The following is a 15,091-nucleotide window of genomic DNA, read 5'->3' as shown; positions in this document are numbered from 1 at the left end:
CCCCTCCCCCGCCACTCGAAGGACCCTCATGCCGCCCGCCAAGCCCCGCATCCTCTATGTCACCGACCTCGCCTACCCGGCCCGCGGGCGGCGCTACTGCGACGAGGACATCGCGCTGACGGCGCGGCTGCGCGAGGACTTCGACCTCGCGCTGTGCCATCCGCTGGACGCCACCGCCCTGGTGGAAGGCTTCGACGCGGTCGTCGTCCGCAACAGCGGACCGGTGCTCAACCACCTCGCCGAGCGCGAGGCGTTCGTGCACGCCACCCTCATGAACGGCGTCCACGTCTACAACACCCCTGACGGCCGGGGCGACATGGCCGGCAAGGACTACCTCGTCGACCTCACCGGTGAGGGCATGCCGGTGATCTTCACCGTCGACCGGGCCGAGGACGTCCGTCTGCTCCCGGCCGCGGAGGCCTACATCGTCAAGCCGAGGCTGGGCGCCGACTCGCTGGGGCTGCGCACGGTCGCCCCCGACGAGCTCGCGACGCTCCCGTACGAGGAGGGGATCCTGGTCCAGCCGAAGATCCCGTTCCGCTACGAGGTGTCCTTCTACTTCATCGACGACCTCTTCCAGTACGCCCTGTACGCCCCCGACCCGGAGCGGCGCTGGGAACTCGTGCCGTACGAACCCACCGCCGCCGACCTGGTGTTCGCCCGGAGCTTCATCGCGTGGAACACCCTGACCTCCGGCATCCAGCGCGTCGACGCCTGCCGCGCGCCCGACGGTGCGCTGCTCCTCGTGGAGCTGGAGGACCTCAATCCGTACCTCTCGCTCGACCGGGTCGACGAGGCCGCACGGGAACGGTTCGCGACGACGATGGCCGAGTCGGTCCGGGGGCTGCTCCGGGAGTACGGCGCGCACTGAACCCGACCGTCCGGCCCCCCGGTCCGCCGCCTCCGCGCGCTCAGCTCCCCGCCGCCCAGGGCGGCGTCTTGAAGGTGCCGCCTTCGTACGCGGGGAGCTTGATGGTGCTGCCGTAGCGGGCGAGCTGGGCCCAGGGGCGGTTGAGGCCGTTGCTGCCGAAGGCGCGTGCGCGGTCGACCATGGCGAGGTCGAGGGTGTCGACGAGGAGTTCCTCCCCGCCCCCGGCCTGCTGCCGGACCGTGCCGTCGGGGTCGACGAGGACGCCGGCGCCGACACCCGCGGGGTCGGCGGCGTTCACGTTGACGACGAAGACCTGGTTGGTCCAGGCGTTGGCCCGGGCCATGACGAGCTCCATCTCCCGGTCCCGGGTGGTGGTCAGCGTCGGCTGGACGATGACTTCCGCACCCAGCCAGGCCAGTTGCCGGGCGGTCTCGGGGAAGGAGCCGTCGTAGCAGATGGCGAGACCGACCCGGGTGACGCCGGGGATGTCGAAGACCACGAAGTGGTCGCCGGGTGCGGTGCTCTCGTACGGCTGCCAGGGGAAGACCTTGCGGTACGTGGCGGCGATCTCGCCGGCGGGTGAGACCGCGAGGGCGGTGTTGGCGAGGGTGCCGTCGTCGCGGCGCTCGTAGAGGCTGCCGGGCACCAGCCACAGACCGGTCTCGGCGGCCAGCGCGCAGATGCGGTCGGTCAGCGGCCCGGGCACCGTGACGGCCGCCCGGTCGGCCCAGCCGTCGGCGGACTGAAGGAGCGGGGCCTCCGCGGCGAGCATCAGCTCGGGGACGACCACGAGTTGGACGTGCGGGAAGAGGTCCCGTACGGCGCGGACACGCTCCGCGTAGCGGGCCCAGGTGGCTTCGGTGTCGTGGGCGACCGGTGCGGTCTGCAGTGCGGCGACGGTGAGGGTGCGAGCGGACATGCAGTGATCAGTCCTCGGTGACGGTGAGCTGGGTGACGGTGGTGCGCCCGTCGCGGAAGAAGCGGCCGAAGCGCGGGCGGACGGCGGCGGCGACGAGCGCCCCGACGGCGATCGACCCCACGCCGAGCAGGAAGACACCGCCTACGCCGCCGACGGAGGTGTGGCCGTAGGCCGGGTCGTACATGTCGTACGCGGCGCGGCCGAACGCGGCGAGCATGAGCAGCGCGCCGGTGACCGGCAGCACGCCCTTGAGCAGCAGGTCCCTGGGCGAGTCGCGCAGCTGACGGCGGAAATGCCAGGCGCACGCGAGGCCCGTGACCGCGTAGTAGACGGCGATCAGCAGGCCGAGGGACAGGACCGCGTCGCCCAGGAAGTCGGCCGAGAGCGCGGTGAGGGCGGCGAGGACCAGGGCGGCGCCGGCCGCCCAGCACAGCGTGCCGACACCGGGAGTGCGGAAGCGGGGGTGCAGCCGGGCCAGGGCCGGCGGCAGCGCGCCGTGCGCGGCCATCGACAGCGAACTGCGGGGGCTGGCGACCAGGCAGGTGAGCAGCGCGGCCGACGCGGAGAGGCAGACGGCGAGTTCGAGGCCCTTGGCGGCCGCGGAGCCGAGGACCGGCGGGCCGAGGGTGGACAGGATGTCGGCGGCGTTGTCCGCGTTGCCGAGGCCGAGCCCCTGGTCGCCGGTACCGGCGAAGGAGAGCGCCGCGTACGCGGTGAACAGGTAGGTGCCGAGCAGGACGAACGTGGAGAGCACCGCGGCACGGCCGGGGGTGCGGGTGCTCTCGGTGGACTCCTCGTTCGTGGTGATCAGGGCGTCCCAGCCCCAGTAGATGAAGAGGCAGAGCACCACCGCCTCGGCCATCGACCCCAAGTCGTCGAAGGCGAAGGGGTTGAGCCAGGACAGCGAGGCGCTCGCGGCACCGTCCTCGGCCAGGGCCACGGCTCCGAAGCAGAGCAGCGCGGCCAGTTGCAGCCCGAGCATGACGTATTGGGCGCCGGCCGCGAGGCGGATGCCCCGGTACGCGAGCGCCGCGGCCAGCGCGATGAGCAGCACCGCGGTGAGCGTGACGGCCGCGGGCCGGGCGGCCAGGTCGTCCAGGCCGAGGAAGGCGAGCAGATAGGTGGCGCCGACCTGGGAGAGCGCCGCCATGGCGATCAGGGTGGCGGTCTGCGGCACCCACCCGCCCGCGATCCAGCCCGTCCAGGGGCCGAAGGCGCGGGTGGTCCAGACGAAGGTGGTGCCGCAGTCCGGCATGTCGCGGTTGAGCTCACGGAACGCGAACGCCGTCAGGAGGATCGGCACGAAGCCGAGCAGCAGCGCGGCCGGTGCCAGGTCGCCGACGACGAGCGTCACAAAGCCGAGCGTGACGGCGATGCTGTAGGCCGGCGCCACCGAGGACAGCCCGAGCGCCATGGAGGCCGCGAGGCCCACGGAGCCGCGGCGCAGCCCCTTGCCCGTCACGGCCGGCGGACCGTGCTCGGCGTCTGTCTGCGGGGCAGTGCTCATGAAGGCCTCCCGGTCACCGGTTATTTAAACGGCGATTTAACGAACAGCGCCGGTGCCTAGTCAAGGGATTGAGCGGTATCTTTTACGCGGCGTTCAGTGATCCATCGAGGCGGAGGGTGCACAGGTGGGACGGCGCAAGGATCAGCAGGCCCGGCGCACGGAGCTGGCCGCAGCGGCCGAGCGGGCCCTGCTGAGCCGGGGGCTCGAGGGGCTGCGGCTGCGCGATGTCGCGGACGAGGCGGGGATGACACCGGCCGCGGTGCTCTACTACTACGACGGCGGCCTCGACCAGCTGATGCACGAGACGTTCCAGCAGGCCATCGAGCGGTTCTGCAGTGAACGCGAGCGCACGGCCGAGGAGTTCGAGGACGCGCGCGACCGGATGCGCTCCTGCATCACCTCGGGGGTGGCCATCGGCTCCGACGACCGGCTGCCCCGGCTGCTCTTCGAGTACTGGCCGCGCAGCCTGCGCGACCCGCGCGCCGCGGCCCTCGACAGCACGCTGACAGAACGTCAGATCGCCGTATACCACAGCATTCTGGTCCTCGGCCGGGAGCAGGGGCATTTCAAGCCCGTCACACCGCCGAGGGTCGTCGCGGCCTGCCTGGTCGCGATGGAGGACGGCTTCCAGATGGAGATCCTCGCCGGGCGCCGTACCCACGCGGAGGTCATCTCGGCCCTGCGCGCCTATGTGCACGCGGTCACCGGCTGCGATCTGGACGCGAACGGGCCCGGGGTCGGGTGACCTCGGGCCCGGGTGCTCTGCCTCTCAAGTCTGTCCGGAGGCTGGCGAGTTGTACGCGGCGGCCGTCAGACCGCCGCTTGAACAGAGCAGCCGTCAGGCCGTAGCCGCCCGGAACACCGCCTCGCCCAGGCGCAGGTTCTCCGGCGCGGCACCGCCCGGGAACGCCCACAGCCGCCGCGCATACGCATAGGTGAGCCCGGTCGACGGGTCCGCCCAGGCCTCCGCGCCCGCGGCGCCGCAGTGGCCGAAGGCATCTGCGCCCAGGTACGGGTAGCGGACCTGCTGCGCCTCGAAGCCGACGAGGAAGTGCCGGTCCTCGCCCGTGACGACATCGGCGCCGGCCGTCCCGGTCCCGGTGAACTGCGCGAGCGTCTCCGGCTTGAGGAGCGCGGGCCCGCCGTCGAGCCCGGTCAGCGCGGCCGCGTACATGCCGGCCACGCCCCGCGCGTTGCCGATGCCGCCGGCCGACGTGGGGCCCTTGGCACGCACCAGGGGCGAGTTGCCGTAGACCGTGATGTCGGGCGTGCCGTCGATGTTGAACGCGGTCCGCAGCGCCTGCGGCGGCACCGACTCGCGCAGCTCGGCGGCCTGTTCCGGGGTCGGACGCATCGGCAGCACATCACGCGTACGGGCCGCGTCCTTCTCGGGCAAACCCAGGTAGAAGTCCAGACCGTACGGAGCCCGCAGCCGCTCCTCGTAGATCTCCTGCACCGTGCGCCCGGTGGCGCGGCGCACCACTTCGCCGACCAGCGCACCGATCACCAGCGCGTGATAGCCGTACGCCGTGCCGGGCCGCCACAGCGGACGCTGCCCGGCGAGACGGGCGGCGAGCGCCTGCTCGTCGGCGAGCTCCTCGACGCTCGCGCCGCCCGGGACGCCGATCACTCCGGAGCGGTGCTGGAGCAGTCCGCGCAGGGTGAGCGCACCCTTGCCCTCGGCGGCGAACTCCGGCCAGTAGTGGGCCACTTCGCGGTCCAGGTCGAGCACACCGTCCTGGACGAGCAGCGCGGTGACCAGATAGGCCGCGCCCTTGGTCACCGAGTACAGCGGCGCGAGCTCGTCCCCGGTCTCCCCCGCGTCCGTCGCGGCCCACAGGTCGACCACGCGCCGGCCGCCGTGGTGGACGACGAGCTGGGCGCCGGTGTCGGCGGGCTCACGTGCCACGACGGCGGCGAACTCCTCCCGTACGCCCTCGAATCCCGCCGCGACCTCGCCCGCCACATGGGCCCGAGCCGTGTCCGCCATGTCTCCCCCTCGCTTCGTCCGCTTCGATTCGTACGGAGTCAACTGGGCGGATGGCCTGGACATTCCCCTTCCCCTCACTCACCAGGCGCCGGCAACTTGCGCGCGGCACCCGTCCTCTCGCAGGCGAGAGTCCTCTCGTACGCGGGAGTCCTCTCGTACGCGAGTGCCAGGACTCCCTGTAACCCCGGGGAACCCCCGCACGCCTCACGCCCCGTCCCTACACTCCTGCACCATGCCGACACCGATACCCCAGCCGTCCCCGGACGCCCTCATGGTGCGGACCACCAACAGCGCGGGCCTCGCCGTGCCGATCGCGCTGGTGGTGATCGCCGTGGGGCTGCTCGGCGTGACGGGTGCGGTGAGCGTGATCGTGGGCGAGCAGCGCAGGCCGCCGCCCGCCGCGGGCTATGTGGGCGTGGTCCTGATGCTCGGCTTCGTCGCGCTCGGCGTGCTCGCGCTGATCGCCACGTACAAGGGGCGCAACGCCCGTGCACTCTTCGACGGGAACGGCTTCTGGTGGGACAACGGCACGGCGCGCGCGTTGATCCCGTGGGACGGCCTGACCGGTGTGGCCGTGCACTGGAGCCGCCTCGGCCGCGGCACCAAGCTGTACTCCCTGGAGCTGTACCCGCAGGGCCCGGTCGACCGGGACGATCCGGTCCTATGGCCGCTCGTACGCGATACGGATCCGCCCGGGCCCGATCTGCCGCGGGTGCACTACCAGTTGCCGTTCCGGGCGGGGGCGCGCGATGCGGTGATGGCGGGGCTCCGCCGGCATGCGCCCGCGCTGTGGCTCGGTGAGCTCCGCCGGCCCGCGGGGCACATCGGGCGCCCTGACCGGCGGGGGCACAGGACGCGGAACCGGTCAGCCGGCTGAGGGCCACCGTCAGGGCAGCAGACGGGCGGCCCTGGCCCGCAGATAGCGCCTCTCGGGCCGACTCAGCGTTCCTTCGGCGGCAGCTCCGTAGGCGGCCCGCGCGCCGTCCGGGTCACCGGACTTCTCCAGCAGGTGCCCCCGTACCGCAAAGAAGCGGTAATGCGACCCCAACACCTCTTCCAGGGCTTCGAGTTCACCGAGCCCGGCCTCGGGCCCGCGCACCATCGCCACCGCGACCACCCGCCCCAGCTGGGCCATCGGCTCGGGCGCCTGGCGGACGAGCAGGTCGTACAGGGCGAGGATCTGCGGCCAGTCCGTGTCCTCGGCCCGCTCCGCCTCGTCGTGCAACGCGGCGATGGCGGCCTGGAGTTGGTACGGCCCCGCGGGGCCCTGCGCGAGCGCCTCCTCGACCAGCTTCAGCCCCTCGTCGACGGCCGCGCGATCCCACAGCTCACGGTCCTGCTCGTCCAGCGGGATCAGTTCGCCGTGCGGTCCGCTGCGCGCCGGGGCGCGGGCGTCGGTGAGCAGCATCAGCGCGAGCAGACCGGTGACGGCCCCCTCGACGGGCAGCAGTTTGCGGACGGCACGCGTGAGACGGATGGCCTCGCGGGCCAGGTCGGCGCGGTGCAGCGCGGTGCCGGAGGTCGCCGTATAGCCCTCGTTGAAGATGAGATAGAGGATCTTCAGGACGGCGGCAAGACGCTGGTCACGGTCCTGCGGACCGGGCTGGCGGAACGGCACTCCTCGTATCGTCTTCTTCGCCCGGCTGATCCGCTGCGCCATCGTCGCCTCGGGCAGCAGATGCGCCCGCGCGATCTCGGCGGTGGTCAGACCGCCGACCGCGCGCAGGGTGAGCGCGATCTGCGCGGCGGGCGTCAACTCCGGGTGGCAGCACAGGAAGAGCAGGGTGAGCGTGTCGTCCTCGGACGGCGCCCGCGACTCACCGGGCGGCGGCGCGGTCCAGGAGTCGGCCGGCGCGAGCCGCGCGGCCTCCTCCTCGCGCCGGGCCCGCGCCTGCTCGCTGCGCAGCCGGTCGGTGAGCCGGCGCGAGGCGACCCGGATCAGCCAGCCGCGCGGATTGTTGGGCGTGCCCTCGTCGGGCCACTGCCCGGCCGCCGCGAGCAGCGCCTCCTGTACGGCGTCCTCGGCGAGGTCGAAGTGCCCGTACCGCCGCACGAGCGCGCCGAGGACCTGCGGCGCGTTGGTGCGCAGCAGGTCCTCGACTCCGTACTCCCGACTCACGCATCACCTTGGGCTTGGGGTTCGAGTATCCCGGGGTTTCCGGGGACTCCTATACGTCGCCCCCGGCACCCGAGTCGATCGGCCGAATGATCACCGGATAGAAGGGCGCACCCTCAGGCTGCGGACATTCGGTGATCCGCTCGGCGATCGCGGTGACCCGCTCGACCGACTCGCAGTCGAGGATCCAGAAGCCCGCGAGCAGCTCCTTCGTCTCGCTGTACGGCCCGTCGGTGACGACCACCTTGCCGTCGGCGCCGCGGAAGACGGAACGCTCCTGCGCGGGCGAGGTCAGACCCTGCCCGTCGACCATCTCCCCCGACTCCGCGAGGTCGTTGTTGAGATCGGTCATGAACGCGTACATGGCCTGCAGATCCTTCTCGCTCCAGGCCGGACTGTGCTCGTTCGCCTGCCCGCTCATGGCGTCGTAGTCGGCCTTCGAGCCCTGCACCATCACGAGGTACTTCATGAGAGTCACTCCTAGTTCCCGGCCACCCTGTCCCGGGCGGCTTGCACAGGAGACGTCGGAGCGGGCGGGTGCCTCTCGACAGCCCGCCCGCATCTTTTTCAAGATTCTTCTTCTACGTGTGGTTCTCGGGCTCGGCGGCGGGCCCGGCCTCGACCTCCGCTTCGGCCGTGTCGACACCGGCCGAGCAGCGAGGGTTGTGACAGGGACCGGCCGAGTAACTGGGCACATAGGCGCCGAGCACCTTGCGGGGCTTGACGACCGTATCCACCGGCTGCTTGCAGACCGGACACTCGTCGCCGTCGCGATGCGCGCCGATGCGGCCCGTATCGCCGAGAGCGCGAGCTGCGGCCGTGCGCTCATCTCGTCTGGCCATGGTTCCAAGGTATTCCTGGGCCAGGGGTACGGCCAGAGGCCGCGGTCCGCGCGCGTCGACTCGCACAAATATTCGAACACGTGGTGGAATCGGAACCGTGACAGGACACCTCTTCCCCGATGACCTTCTGCAGGCCCAGATCGACTGGTACGCGGCGTGCCGACGCCTGGCGACCGCGTCCGGCAAGGACTACACGGTGCTGCGCCGCCGTCTGATCACACTGTCCCGGCAGATCGCCGCCCACCCGTACTGGGCCACGCCCAGGGGCGCCTCGCCGGCCGCCCGTATGGCGCTGAAGCAGGCCGCGTGGGACACGGCGACGTAAGGGCCGGGGAACCCCAAGATCCGCCCGGACGTTGACGGAACGGAAACCGCACCACGAGACAGGAGAAACACCATGGCAGGGTTCCTGGACCGAGCCAAAGAGCAGGCGCAGCGTGGTCTCACTCAGGGCAAGCAGAAGATCGACGAGGTGCAGGGCCAGCGCGCGGGCGCGGACCTCCTGAAGAAGCTCGGCGCCGCTTACTACGCGGAGCGGCAGGGCACCGGCAGCCCCCAGGCCACGCAGCAGGCGCTGCAGGCGGTCGAGGCGCACGTCGCGGCGAACGGTGACGCGTTCCTGCGCAGCTGACCCCCGCGCACACCGACGGCCCGACGTGCCCGCACACCGACGGCCCACCACGCCCGCATAGTGACCGATTCGGCTCGCTCGGGTCTCGAACAAGTCGCCTTCGCAAGGGAGTTCCGGTACAAGCGTGCGCTACGAGGCGGCGCGCAACCGGGCGCTTTCGCCGTATGCAAGCCATACGAAACGGAGGCGGCATGGCCCCACCCATGTCCGCGAGCAGACTGCTGGACGCCCTGCGGGACGAAGGACTCACCGTCGTCGAGGTCGGTGACTGGCGTCACCACAACCGCAATCACAAGGGCCCCTGGGGCCCGGTGCACGGAGTGATGATCCATCACACCGTCACCAAGGGCAGCGAGCGCACCGTCCGCATCTGCCGCGACGGATACGCCTCGCTGCCCGGCCCGCTGTGCCACGGCGTGATCACCAAGGACGGCAAGGTCCACCTGGTGGGCCACGGCCGCGCCAACCACGCGGGCCTCGGTGACGACGACGTCCTGCGCGCCGTCATCGCCGAGAAGGGACTGCCGCCGGACAATGAGGCGAACACGGACGGAAACCGCCACTTCTACGGTTTCGAGTGCGAGAATCTCGGCAACGGCGAAGACCCCTGGCCCGCCGCCCAGTTGGAGGCGATCGAGCGGGCCGCGGCGGCGATCTGCCGCCACCACGGCTGGACGGCCCGCTCGGTGATCGGCCATCTCGAATGGCAGCCGGGCAAGGTCGACCCGCGCGGCTTCACGATGCGTGCGATGCGCGCCCGTATCGCTGAACGGCTGAAATAGCCTCTGCGACCAGGGGCGACGTCTTGTGTGTGAGGTATCCCGGGGTTTCCGGGACCTCCTATTCGTCGCTCCCGGCGGTCGGCCCCCGACGTCCGAGTCCACACGTCGGGGGCCGACCGGCCTCCCGGGTCCAGGCCCGGACCCAGGCCCCCGAGCCGACCCCTCCCGCACACCTGACAATGAACACGTGACCGCCACCGACCTCGCCGCCCTGCAGCCCCGGCTCCCCTCCCCGCTGCAACCGCTGGCCGACGAGCGCTTCACACGCCGTGGCGTCACCCTGCTGCTCAAGCGCGACGACCTCATCCACGAGGCACTGCCCGGCAACAAGTGGCGCAAGCTCGCGCTCAACCTCCGCGCCGCCCGCGGACGCCCGCTGCTCACCTTCGGCGGCGCCTACTCCAACCACTTGCGCGCCGTCGCCGCCGCGGGCCGCCTCCTCGGTTTCCCCACCGTCGGTGTCGTACGGGGCGACGAGCTCGCGGGCCGTCCGCTCAACCCGTCCCTGGCGCAGTGCGCGGCCGACGGTATGCGTCTGGTGTTCATCGACAGATCGACGTACCGGCAGAAACACCATCCGGGTACCGTCGCCCGCATCCTGGCCGAGGCCCGGGCGCAGGACAGCTACGTCATCCCCGAGGGCGGCTCCAACTCCCTCGCCGTACAAGGCTGTACGGATCTCGGACACGAGCTGCGCGACGAGGCCGGCGTCGTGGCGATCGCCTGCGGCACGGGCGGCACCCTCGCCGGACTCGCCGCCGGACTCGCCCCCGGCCAGGAGGCCGTCGGCATTCCCGTCCTCAAGGGCGGGTTCCTCACGGCGGAGATACGCCGTCTGCAGACGGAGACCTTCGGCGCCCCGACCGCCAACTGGCGCCTCGACGACCGCTTCCACGCCGGCGGCTACGCCCGTACGACACCGGCACTCGACGCGTTCGCCGACGACTTCGAGCAGCGCCACGCACTGCCCCTGGAACGTCTCTATGTCGCCAAACTGCTCCTCGGGCTCACCACCCTCACGGAGGAGGGCGCCTTCCCGCCCGGCACCCGCCTCGCCGCGGTGATCACCGGCCGCCCCGGCCCGGAGGCCGTCGACCGCTCCTCGCGGTAGGCCGCGGGCTCCCGGGCGCCGTCGGCTACTCCTCGCGGTAGGCCGCCGCCTCCTCCAGATCCAGCCTGCGCAGCAGCGTCCGCAGCATCTCGTCGTCGATCCGCCGCTGGTCCCGCAGCCGCACGAAGACCTCACGCTCGGCCTCGATCATCTCGCCCGCGAGCCGCCGGTACGTGTCGTCGGCGCTCTCCCCGGTCACGGCGTTGACCGTGCCCAGGCGCTCCCACACCGCGTTGCGCCGCCGCTCCAGAACGGCCCGCAGCCGGTCGGCCAGCGCGTCCGGCAGGGCGTTGCGCTCGTCGGCGAGGAGGGTGTCGAGCCGTTCCTGCGCGGCCCGTGAGGCCTCGCTCTGGGCCTGCGCCTCCGCCAGCGTCTCGGCCCGGGCGTCGCGCCCCGGCACCTTCAGGACCTTGATCAGACCGGGCAGGCTGAGCCCCTGCACGACCAGGGTGCCGATCACCGTCGTAAAGGTCAGGAAGAGCACGAGATTGCGCGCGGGGAAGGGCGAGCCGTCGTCCAGGACATGCGGAATCGAGAACGCGATGGCGAGCGACACCACCCCGCGCATCCCGGCCCAGCCCACGATCAGCGGCCCGGTCCATCCGGGGTCCGGCTCCCGCTCGCGGATCCGGGTGGACAGCCACCGCGGGATGTACGTCGCCGGGTACACCCAGACGAACCGGGCGACGACCACGATCACGAACAGAGCCACCGCGTACCAGGCGGCGGTCAGCCCCTCGTACTCCCCCAATTCCTTCAGGACCACCGGCAGTTGCAGCCCGATCAGTGCGAAGACGGCGGACTCGAGGATGAACGCGACCATCTTCCAGACGGCCGCCTCCTGGAGCCTGGTCGCGAAGTCGACCTGCCACGAGCGATGCCCGAGATAGAGCGCCACGACGACCACGGCGAGCACTCCGGACGCGTGCACCTCCTCGGCCGCCGCGTAGGCCACGAAGGGGATCAGCAGGGAGAGGGTGTTCTGCAGCAGCGCCTCGCTGAGGCACTTGCGCAGCCAGTGCAGCGGCACCATCAGGATCAGGCCGACCCCCACACCGCCGAGCGCCGCGAGCGCGAACTCCCCGATACCGCCCGCCCAGCTGGCCCCTTCGCCGACCGCCGCGGCGAGCGCCACCTTGTACGCGGTGATCGCGGTGGCGTCGTTCACCAGGGACTCGCCCTGCAGGATCGTGGTGATCCGCGAGGGCAGCCCCACCCGCCGCGCGATCGCGGTCGCCGCCACCGCGTCCGGCGGCGCGATCACCGCACCGAGCACGAGCGCGGCGGTGAGCGGCAGGTCCGGCACGATCAGATAGATCGCGTAGCCGACGACGAGGGTCGCGAACAGCACGTACCCCACGGAAAGCAGCACCACGGGACGCCAGTTGGCCCGCAGGTCGAGATACGAGCTCTCCACCCCGGCGGTGTACAGGAGCGGCGGCAGAAGCAGCGGCAGGACGATGTGCGGATCCAGTTCGTACGCGGGCACGCCCGGCAGATACGACACGACGAGGCCGACCGCGACCAGGAGCAGGGGCGCGGGCACCGGAGTGCGGCGCGCGACGCCGGCGATCGCCGCGCTGCCCGCGACCAGCATCAGCAGTGGCAAGACATCCATGATGATCCCCGCGCCCGTCCATGATCGTGAGCCGTAGCCCTGACCTGCGTCGTAAGCTGCAATCATGAACGAGTGCACGCACGTTGAGCTGCTGCCCCACCCGGAGCCGCCGGCGCTGAGCGAGACCTGCCTCGAATGCGAGGCCGCCGGCAGCCACCCGGTGCAGCTGCGGCTCTGTCTGACCTGCGGGCATGTGGGCTGCTGCGACTCGTCACCGTTCCAGCACGGCACCCAGCACTTCAAGGACACCGGACACGCGGTGATGCGCACCTTCGAGCCCGGCGAGAGCTGGCGCTGGTGCTTCGCGGACGGTGCGATCGTGTGACGCCCGCAGGCGTACGCGGGGCGCGGCCGCAGGGGTTCGACCGCGCGACGCGTGGGTACGTCAACCCGGCGCACTCTGTTGGCAATTGGGCCCGCAGACCCCTAGCCACTGTCCGTACGCATAGGCTTACTATGAGTGACACCAACGGGCCCCCAAGCGTAAGGGCCCCCGGGACAGGGAGCCTCGGAGCGCGATAGCGTCACCGCTGGACCTTGCGGCGCGTTACCCGTGCGACGCTGCGTATGGCCCGCCGCCCGTCGGCGGGCCGAGAGCCCGAAGGCGCAGGCCGCCGAGGAAGACCGAAGGCGCCTGCACCCTCGGCCCGACATGTTCGACCACCTTGGAGGTGAGGGTGTCCCAGATCGCAGGCGAGCCCGCGGCCCAGGACTTCGTCGAAGTCCGGCTTCCGGCTGCCGGTGCCTACCTGTCCGTGCTGCGCACCGCCACAGCAGGACTCGCGGCCCGATTGGACTTCACCCTCGACGAGATCGAGGACTTGCGGATCGCGGTCGACGAAGCCTGCGCGATCCTGCTCCAGCAGGCCGTGCCCGGTTCGGTCCTCAGCTGCGTCTTCCGTCTGGTCGACGACTCCCTCGAGGTCACGGTCTCGGCCCCCACCACGGACGGACGGGCCCCCGCGAGGGACACCTTCGCCTGGACGGTGCTCTCCGCGCTCGCGGGCAAGGTCGAATCCACGGTGGACGACGACAAGAACGTCTCCATCAGCCTGCACAAACAGCGCGGCGCGGGACCCGGGCCGGCGTGAGGGACGGGGACGGGCCGGTGCGAGGCGATGAGCGTGGCGCATGGGGTCTGCCATCCGATGGCAGCGAATCCGGCGCGGCCACCGGCGGCAGGCCCGGTCCTGCGGGGATCCAGGACGCCGACGAGCTCCCGGGAATTCCCGAACAGCAGGCCCGGCCGCATCCGGACACGGAGGACGCTCCGAACGCGGAGCAGCAGGTGGCACGGAGCGACAGGGGCGAGCGCGGCGCGCTCTTCGGCCAGGCCGGGCGCGGGCCGGGGACACCTCCCGGCGGCAGCCGGGGGAGGGCGGGACACATGACTGGGCATCAGCACGATCCGCAGGACCGCAGCGGCGCGAAGGCGCTCTTCGTCGAACTGCGCAAACTTCCCGCGGACAGCCCGGAGTACGCGGAGCTGCGCAACCGCCTCGTCCGTCAGCACCTCCCGCTGGTCGAGCACCTGGCGCGGCGCTTCCGCAACCGCGGCGAGCCGCTCGACGACCTCACCCAGGTCGCGACGATCGGCCTGATCAAGTCGGTCGACCGCTTCGACCCCGAACGCGGCGTCGAGTTCTCGACGTATGCGACACCGACCGTGGTCGGCGAGATCAAGCGCCACTTCCGCGACAAGGGCTGGGCGGTCCGCGTGCCGCGCCGCCTGCAGGAGCTGCGCCTCGCCCTGACGACCGCGACGGCGGAGCTGTCCCAGCAGCACGGGCGCTCCCCCACGGTCCACGAACTGGCCGAGCGGCTCGGCATCTCCGAGGAAGAGGTCCTGGAGGGCCTGGAGTCGGCGAACGCGTACTCCACCCTCTCCCTGGACGTCCCCGACACGGACGACGAGTCCCCCGCGGTCGCGGACACCCTGGGCGCGGAGGACGAGGCGCTCGAGGGCGTCGAGTACCGCGAATCCCTGAAGCCCCTCCTGGAGGACCTCCCCCCGCGGGAGAAGCGCATCCTCCTCCTCCGCTTCTTCGGCAACATGACCCAGTCCCAGATCGCCCAGGAGGTCGGCATCTCCCAAATGCACGTCTCCCGCCTCCTGGCCCGCACACTGGCCCAGCTGCGGGAACGCTTGCTGGTGGAGGAGTAGGGGGCACGGGGCCCCGCCGCTCCAGGGGCCCTGAGGCTTGGTGCGGGGCACCCGCCCGGGCCGGAAGCGTGGCGTGCGGGCGGGACCACCCGGTCCGGGCGTCCGGAGGGCCTGAGCACCTTGGCCGGAAGCGTGGCGGTACGGAGCGTCTGGGCGGGCGTCCGGAGGGCCTGAGCACCTTGGCCGGAAGCGTGGCGGTACGGAGCGCTTGGGCGGGCGCCCGAAGGGCCCGAGCACCTCGACCGGGAGCCCGCAGGGACACAGCAGCTGGTCCCGCAGTCTGAGAGAGCGGAGCCCCGTAACCCCTCTCTGACCGCAATTGGCGAACGGAAGCCCGACGGCGAAGCAGCCGACCGAGCCGCCGCACGAGGTCCGCGCAACCACCCACGCACCCCAGCCACTCTGCATACGTCTTTGATCTTTGGCTTTGGTCTTTGGTCTTGGGCTTTGACCTCTCCCGACAAAGGGACCTATCGTCCACCCCCAACCCACCCAAACCGGACACCCCGCAGCACAAACGGTCCCCCAATGCCCACAGGC

General features: G+C 71.5%; 17 protein-coding genes. 10 read left to right on the top strand and 7 right to left on the bottom strand.

Translation table 11 applies throughout. The features are described from left to right. Positions 1-28 precede the first annotated feature (28 nt). The gene (locus G6045_RS32200; protein ID WP_165335710.1) at positions 29-871 is read left to right on the top strand and encodes an ATP-grasp domain-containing protein; all 843 of its coding nucleotides are present in this window, start codon (positions 29-31) and stop codon (positions 869-871) included. A 40-nt stretch (positions 872-911) separates the two neighbouring features. On the opposite strand, the gene G6045_RS32195 is transcribed toward G6045_RS32200, so the two are convergent. Both G6045_RS32195 and G6045_RS32190 read right to left on the bottom strand, forming a co-directional pair. Continuing rightward, positions 912-1,790, bottom strand: a complete 879-nt coding sequence (locus G6045_RS32195; protein WP_165335709.1) for a carbon-nitrogen hydrolase family protein — start codon at positions 1,788-1,790, stop codon at positions 912-914. Between the two features lie 7 nt (positions 1,791-1,797). Continuing rightward, a complete protein-coding gene (locus G6045_RS32190; protein ID WP_165335708.1) occupies positions 1,798-3,297 on the bottom strand; it encodes an APC family permease in 1,500 nt (499 codons plus the stop codon). A 124-nt stretch (positions 3,298-3,421) separates the two neighbouring features. On the opposite strand from G6045_RS32190, the gene G6045_RS32185 reads away from it, so the two are divergent. Then, the gene (locus G6045_RS32185) at positions 3,422-4,042 is read left to right on the top strand and encodes a TetR/AcrR family transcriptional regulator (RefSeq protein WP_165335707.1); all 621 of its coding nucleotides are present in this window, start codon (positions 3,422-3,424) and stop codon (positions 4,040-4,042) included. A gap of 93 nt (positions 4,043-4,135) precedes the next feature. Here G6045_RS32185 and G6045_RS32180 read toward each other — a convergent pair whose 3' ends face one another. Then, the gene (locus G6045_RS32180; protein ID WP_165335706.1) at positions 4,136-5,287 is read right to left on the bottom strand and encodes a serine hydrolase domain-containing protein; all 1,152 of its coding nucleotides are present in this window, start codon (positions 5,285-5,287) and stop codon (positions 4,136-4,138) included. 232 nt (positions 5,288-5,519) lie between these two features. Here G6045_RS32180 and G6045_RS32175 point away from each other — a divergent pair, with 232 nt between their 5' ends. Next, on the top strand, positions 5,520-6,164 hold the full coding sequence (locus tag G6045_RS32175; protein WP_235968448.1) for a hypothetical protein: 645 nt from the start codon (positions 5,520-5,522) through the stop codon (positions 6,162-6,164). Positions 6,165-6,173: 9 nt separating this feature from the next. Here G6045_RS32175 and G6045_RS32170 read toward each other — a convergent pair whose 3' ends face one another. From G6045_RS32170 to G6045_RS32160, 3 genes are all read right to left on the bottom strand, one after another. Continuing rightward, positions 6,174-7,406, bottom strand: a complete 1,233-nt coding sequence (locus tag G6045_RS32170; protein WP_165335705.1) for an RNA polymerase sigma factor — start codon at positions 7,404-7,406, stop codon at positions 6,174-6,176. A 49-nt stretch (positions 7,407-7,455) separates the two neighbouring features. Further along, a complete protein-coding gene (locus G6045_RS32165) occupies positions 7,456-7,872 on the bottom strand; it encodes a YciI family protein (protein ID WP_165335704.1) in 417 nt (138 codons plus the stop codon). 112 nt (positions 7,873-7,984) lie between these two features. After that, complete coding sequence (locus G6045_RS32160) at positions 7,985-8,245, bottom strand: hypothetical protein (RefSeq protein ID WP_206344462.1); 261 nt, start codon at positions 8,243-8,245, stop codon at positions 7,985-7,987. A gap of 97 nt (positions 8,246-8,342) precedes the next feature. Here G6045_RS32160 and G6045_RS32155 point away from each other — a divergent pair, with 97 nt between their 5' ends. The 4 genes from G6045_RS32155 (at position 8,343) to G6045_RS32140 (ending at position 10,769) form a co-directional block, all read left to right on the top strand. Further along, the gene (locus G6045_RS32155) at positions 8,343-8,570 is read left to right on the top strand and encodes a hypothetical protein (RefSeq protein WP_165335703.1); all 228 of its coding nucleotides are present in this window, start codon (positions 8,343-8,345) and stop codon (positions 8,568-8,570) included. 72 nt (positions 8,571-8,642) lie between these two features. Then, the gene (locus tag G6045_RS32150; protein WP_165335702.1) at positions 8,643-8,876 is read left to right on the top strand and encodes a hypothetical protein; all 234 of its coding nucleotides are present in this window, start codon (positions 8,643-8,645) and stop codon (positions 8,874-8,876) included. Positions 8,877-9,067: 191 nt separating this feature from the next. Next, positions 9,068-9,658: an N-acetylmuramoyl-L-alanine amidase gene (locus tag G6045_RS32145; protein WP_206344461.1), complete on the top strand. Its 591-nt coding sequence runs from the start codon at positions 9,068-9,070 to the stop codon at positions 9,656-9,658. Between the two features lie 187 nt (positions 9,659-9,845). Then, a complete protein-coding gene (locus tag G6045_RS32140) occupies positions 9,846-10,769 on the top strand; it encodes a 1-aminocyclopropane-1-carboxylate deaminase/D-cysteine desulfhydrase (protein ID WP_165335701.1) in 924 nt (307 codons plus the stop codon). A gap of 25 nt (positions 10,770-10,794) precedes the next feature. On the opposite strand, the gene G6045_RS32135 is transcribed toward G6045_RS32140, so the two are convergent. Further along, positions 10,795-12,387 (bottom strand): Na+/H+ antiporter, encoded by a 1,593-nt coding sequence (locus tag G6045_RS32135; RefSeq protein ID WP_165335700.1) that lies wholly within the window; start codon positions 12,385-12,387, stop codon positions 10,795-10,797. Between the two features lie 64 nt (positions 12,388-12,451). On the opposite strand from G6045_RS32135, the gene G6045_RS32130 reads away from it, so the two are divergent. The 3 genes from G6045_RS32130 to G6045_RS32120 all read left to right on the top strand — a co-directional run bounded on the left by G6045_RS32130 (position 12,452) and on the right by G6045_RS32120 (position 14,551). Beyond that, a complete protein-coding gene (locus tag G6045_RS32130) occupies positions 12,452-12,712 on the top strand; it encodes a UBP-type zinc finger domain-containing protein (RefSeq protein WP_165335699.1) in 261 nt (86 codons plus the stop codon). Between the two features lie 352 nt (positions 12,713-13,064). Beyond that, positions 13,065-13,478, top strand: coding sequence for an ATP-binding protein (locus tag G6045_RS32125; protein WP_165335698.1), 414 nt, complete (start codon positions 13,065-13,067; stop codon positions 13,476-13,478). Next, on the top strand, positions 13,475-14,551 hold the full coding sequence (locus G6045_RS32120) for an RNA polymerase sigma factor SigF (protein WP_165335697.1): 1,077 nt from the start codon (positions 13,475-13,477) through the stop codon (positions 14,549-14,551). Before G6045_RS32125 ends, G6045_RS32120 begins: the two co-directional genes overlap by 4 nt. Positions 14,552-15,091 lie beyond the last annotated feature (540 nt).

The sequence above is a fragment of the Streptomyces mesophilus genome, assembly GCF_011044995.1.
Lineage (GTDB): Bacteria > Actinomycetota > Actinomycetes > Streptomycetales > Streptomycetaceae > Streptomyces > Streptomyces mesophilus.
This window is presented reverse-complemented; position numbering and strand designations above follow the sequence as displayed.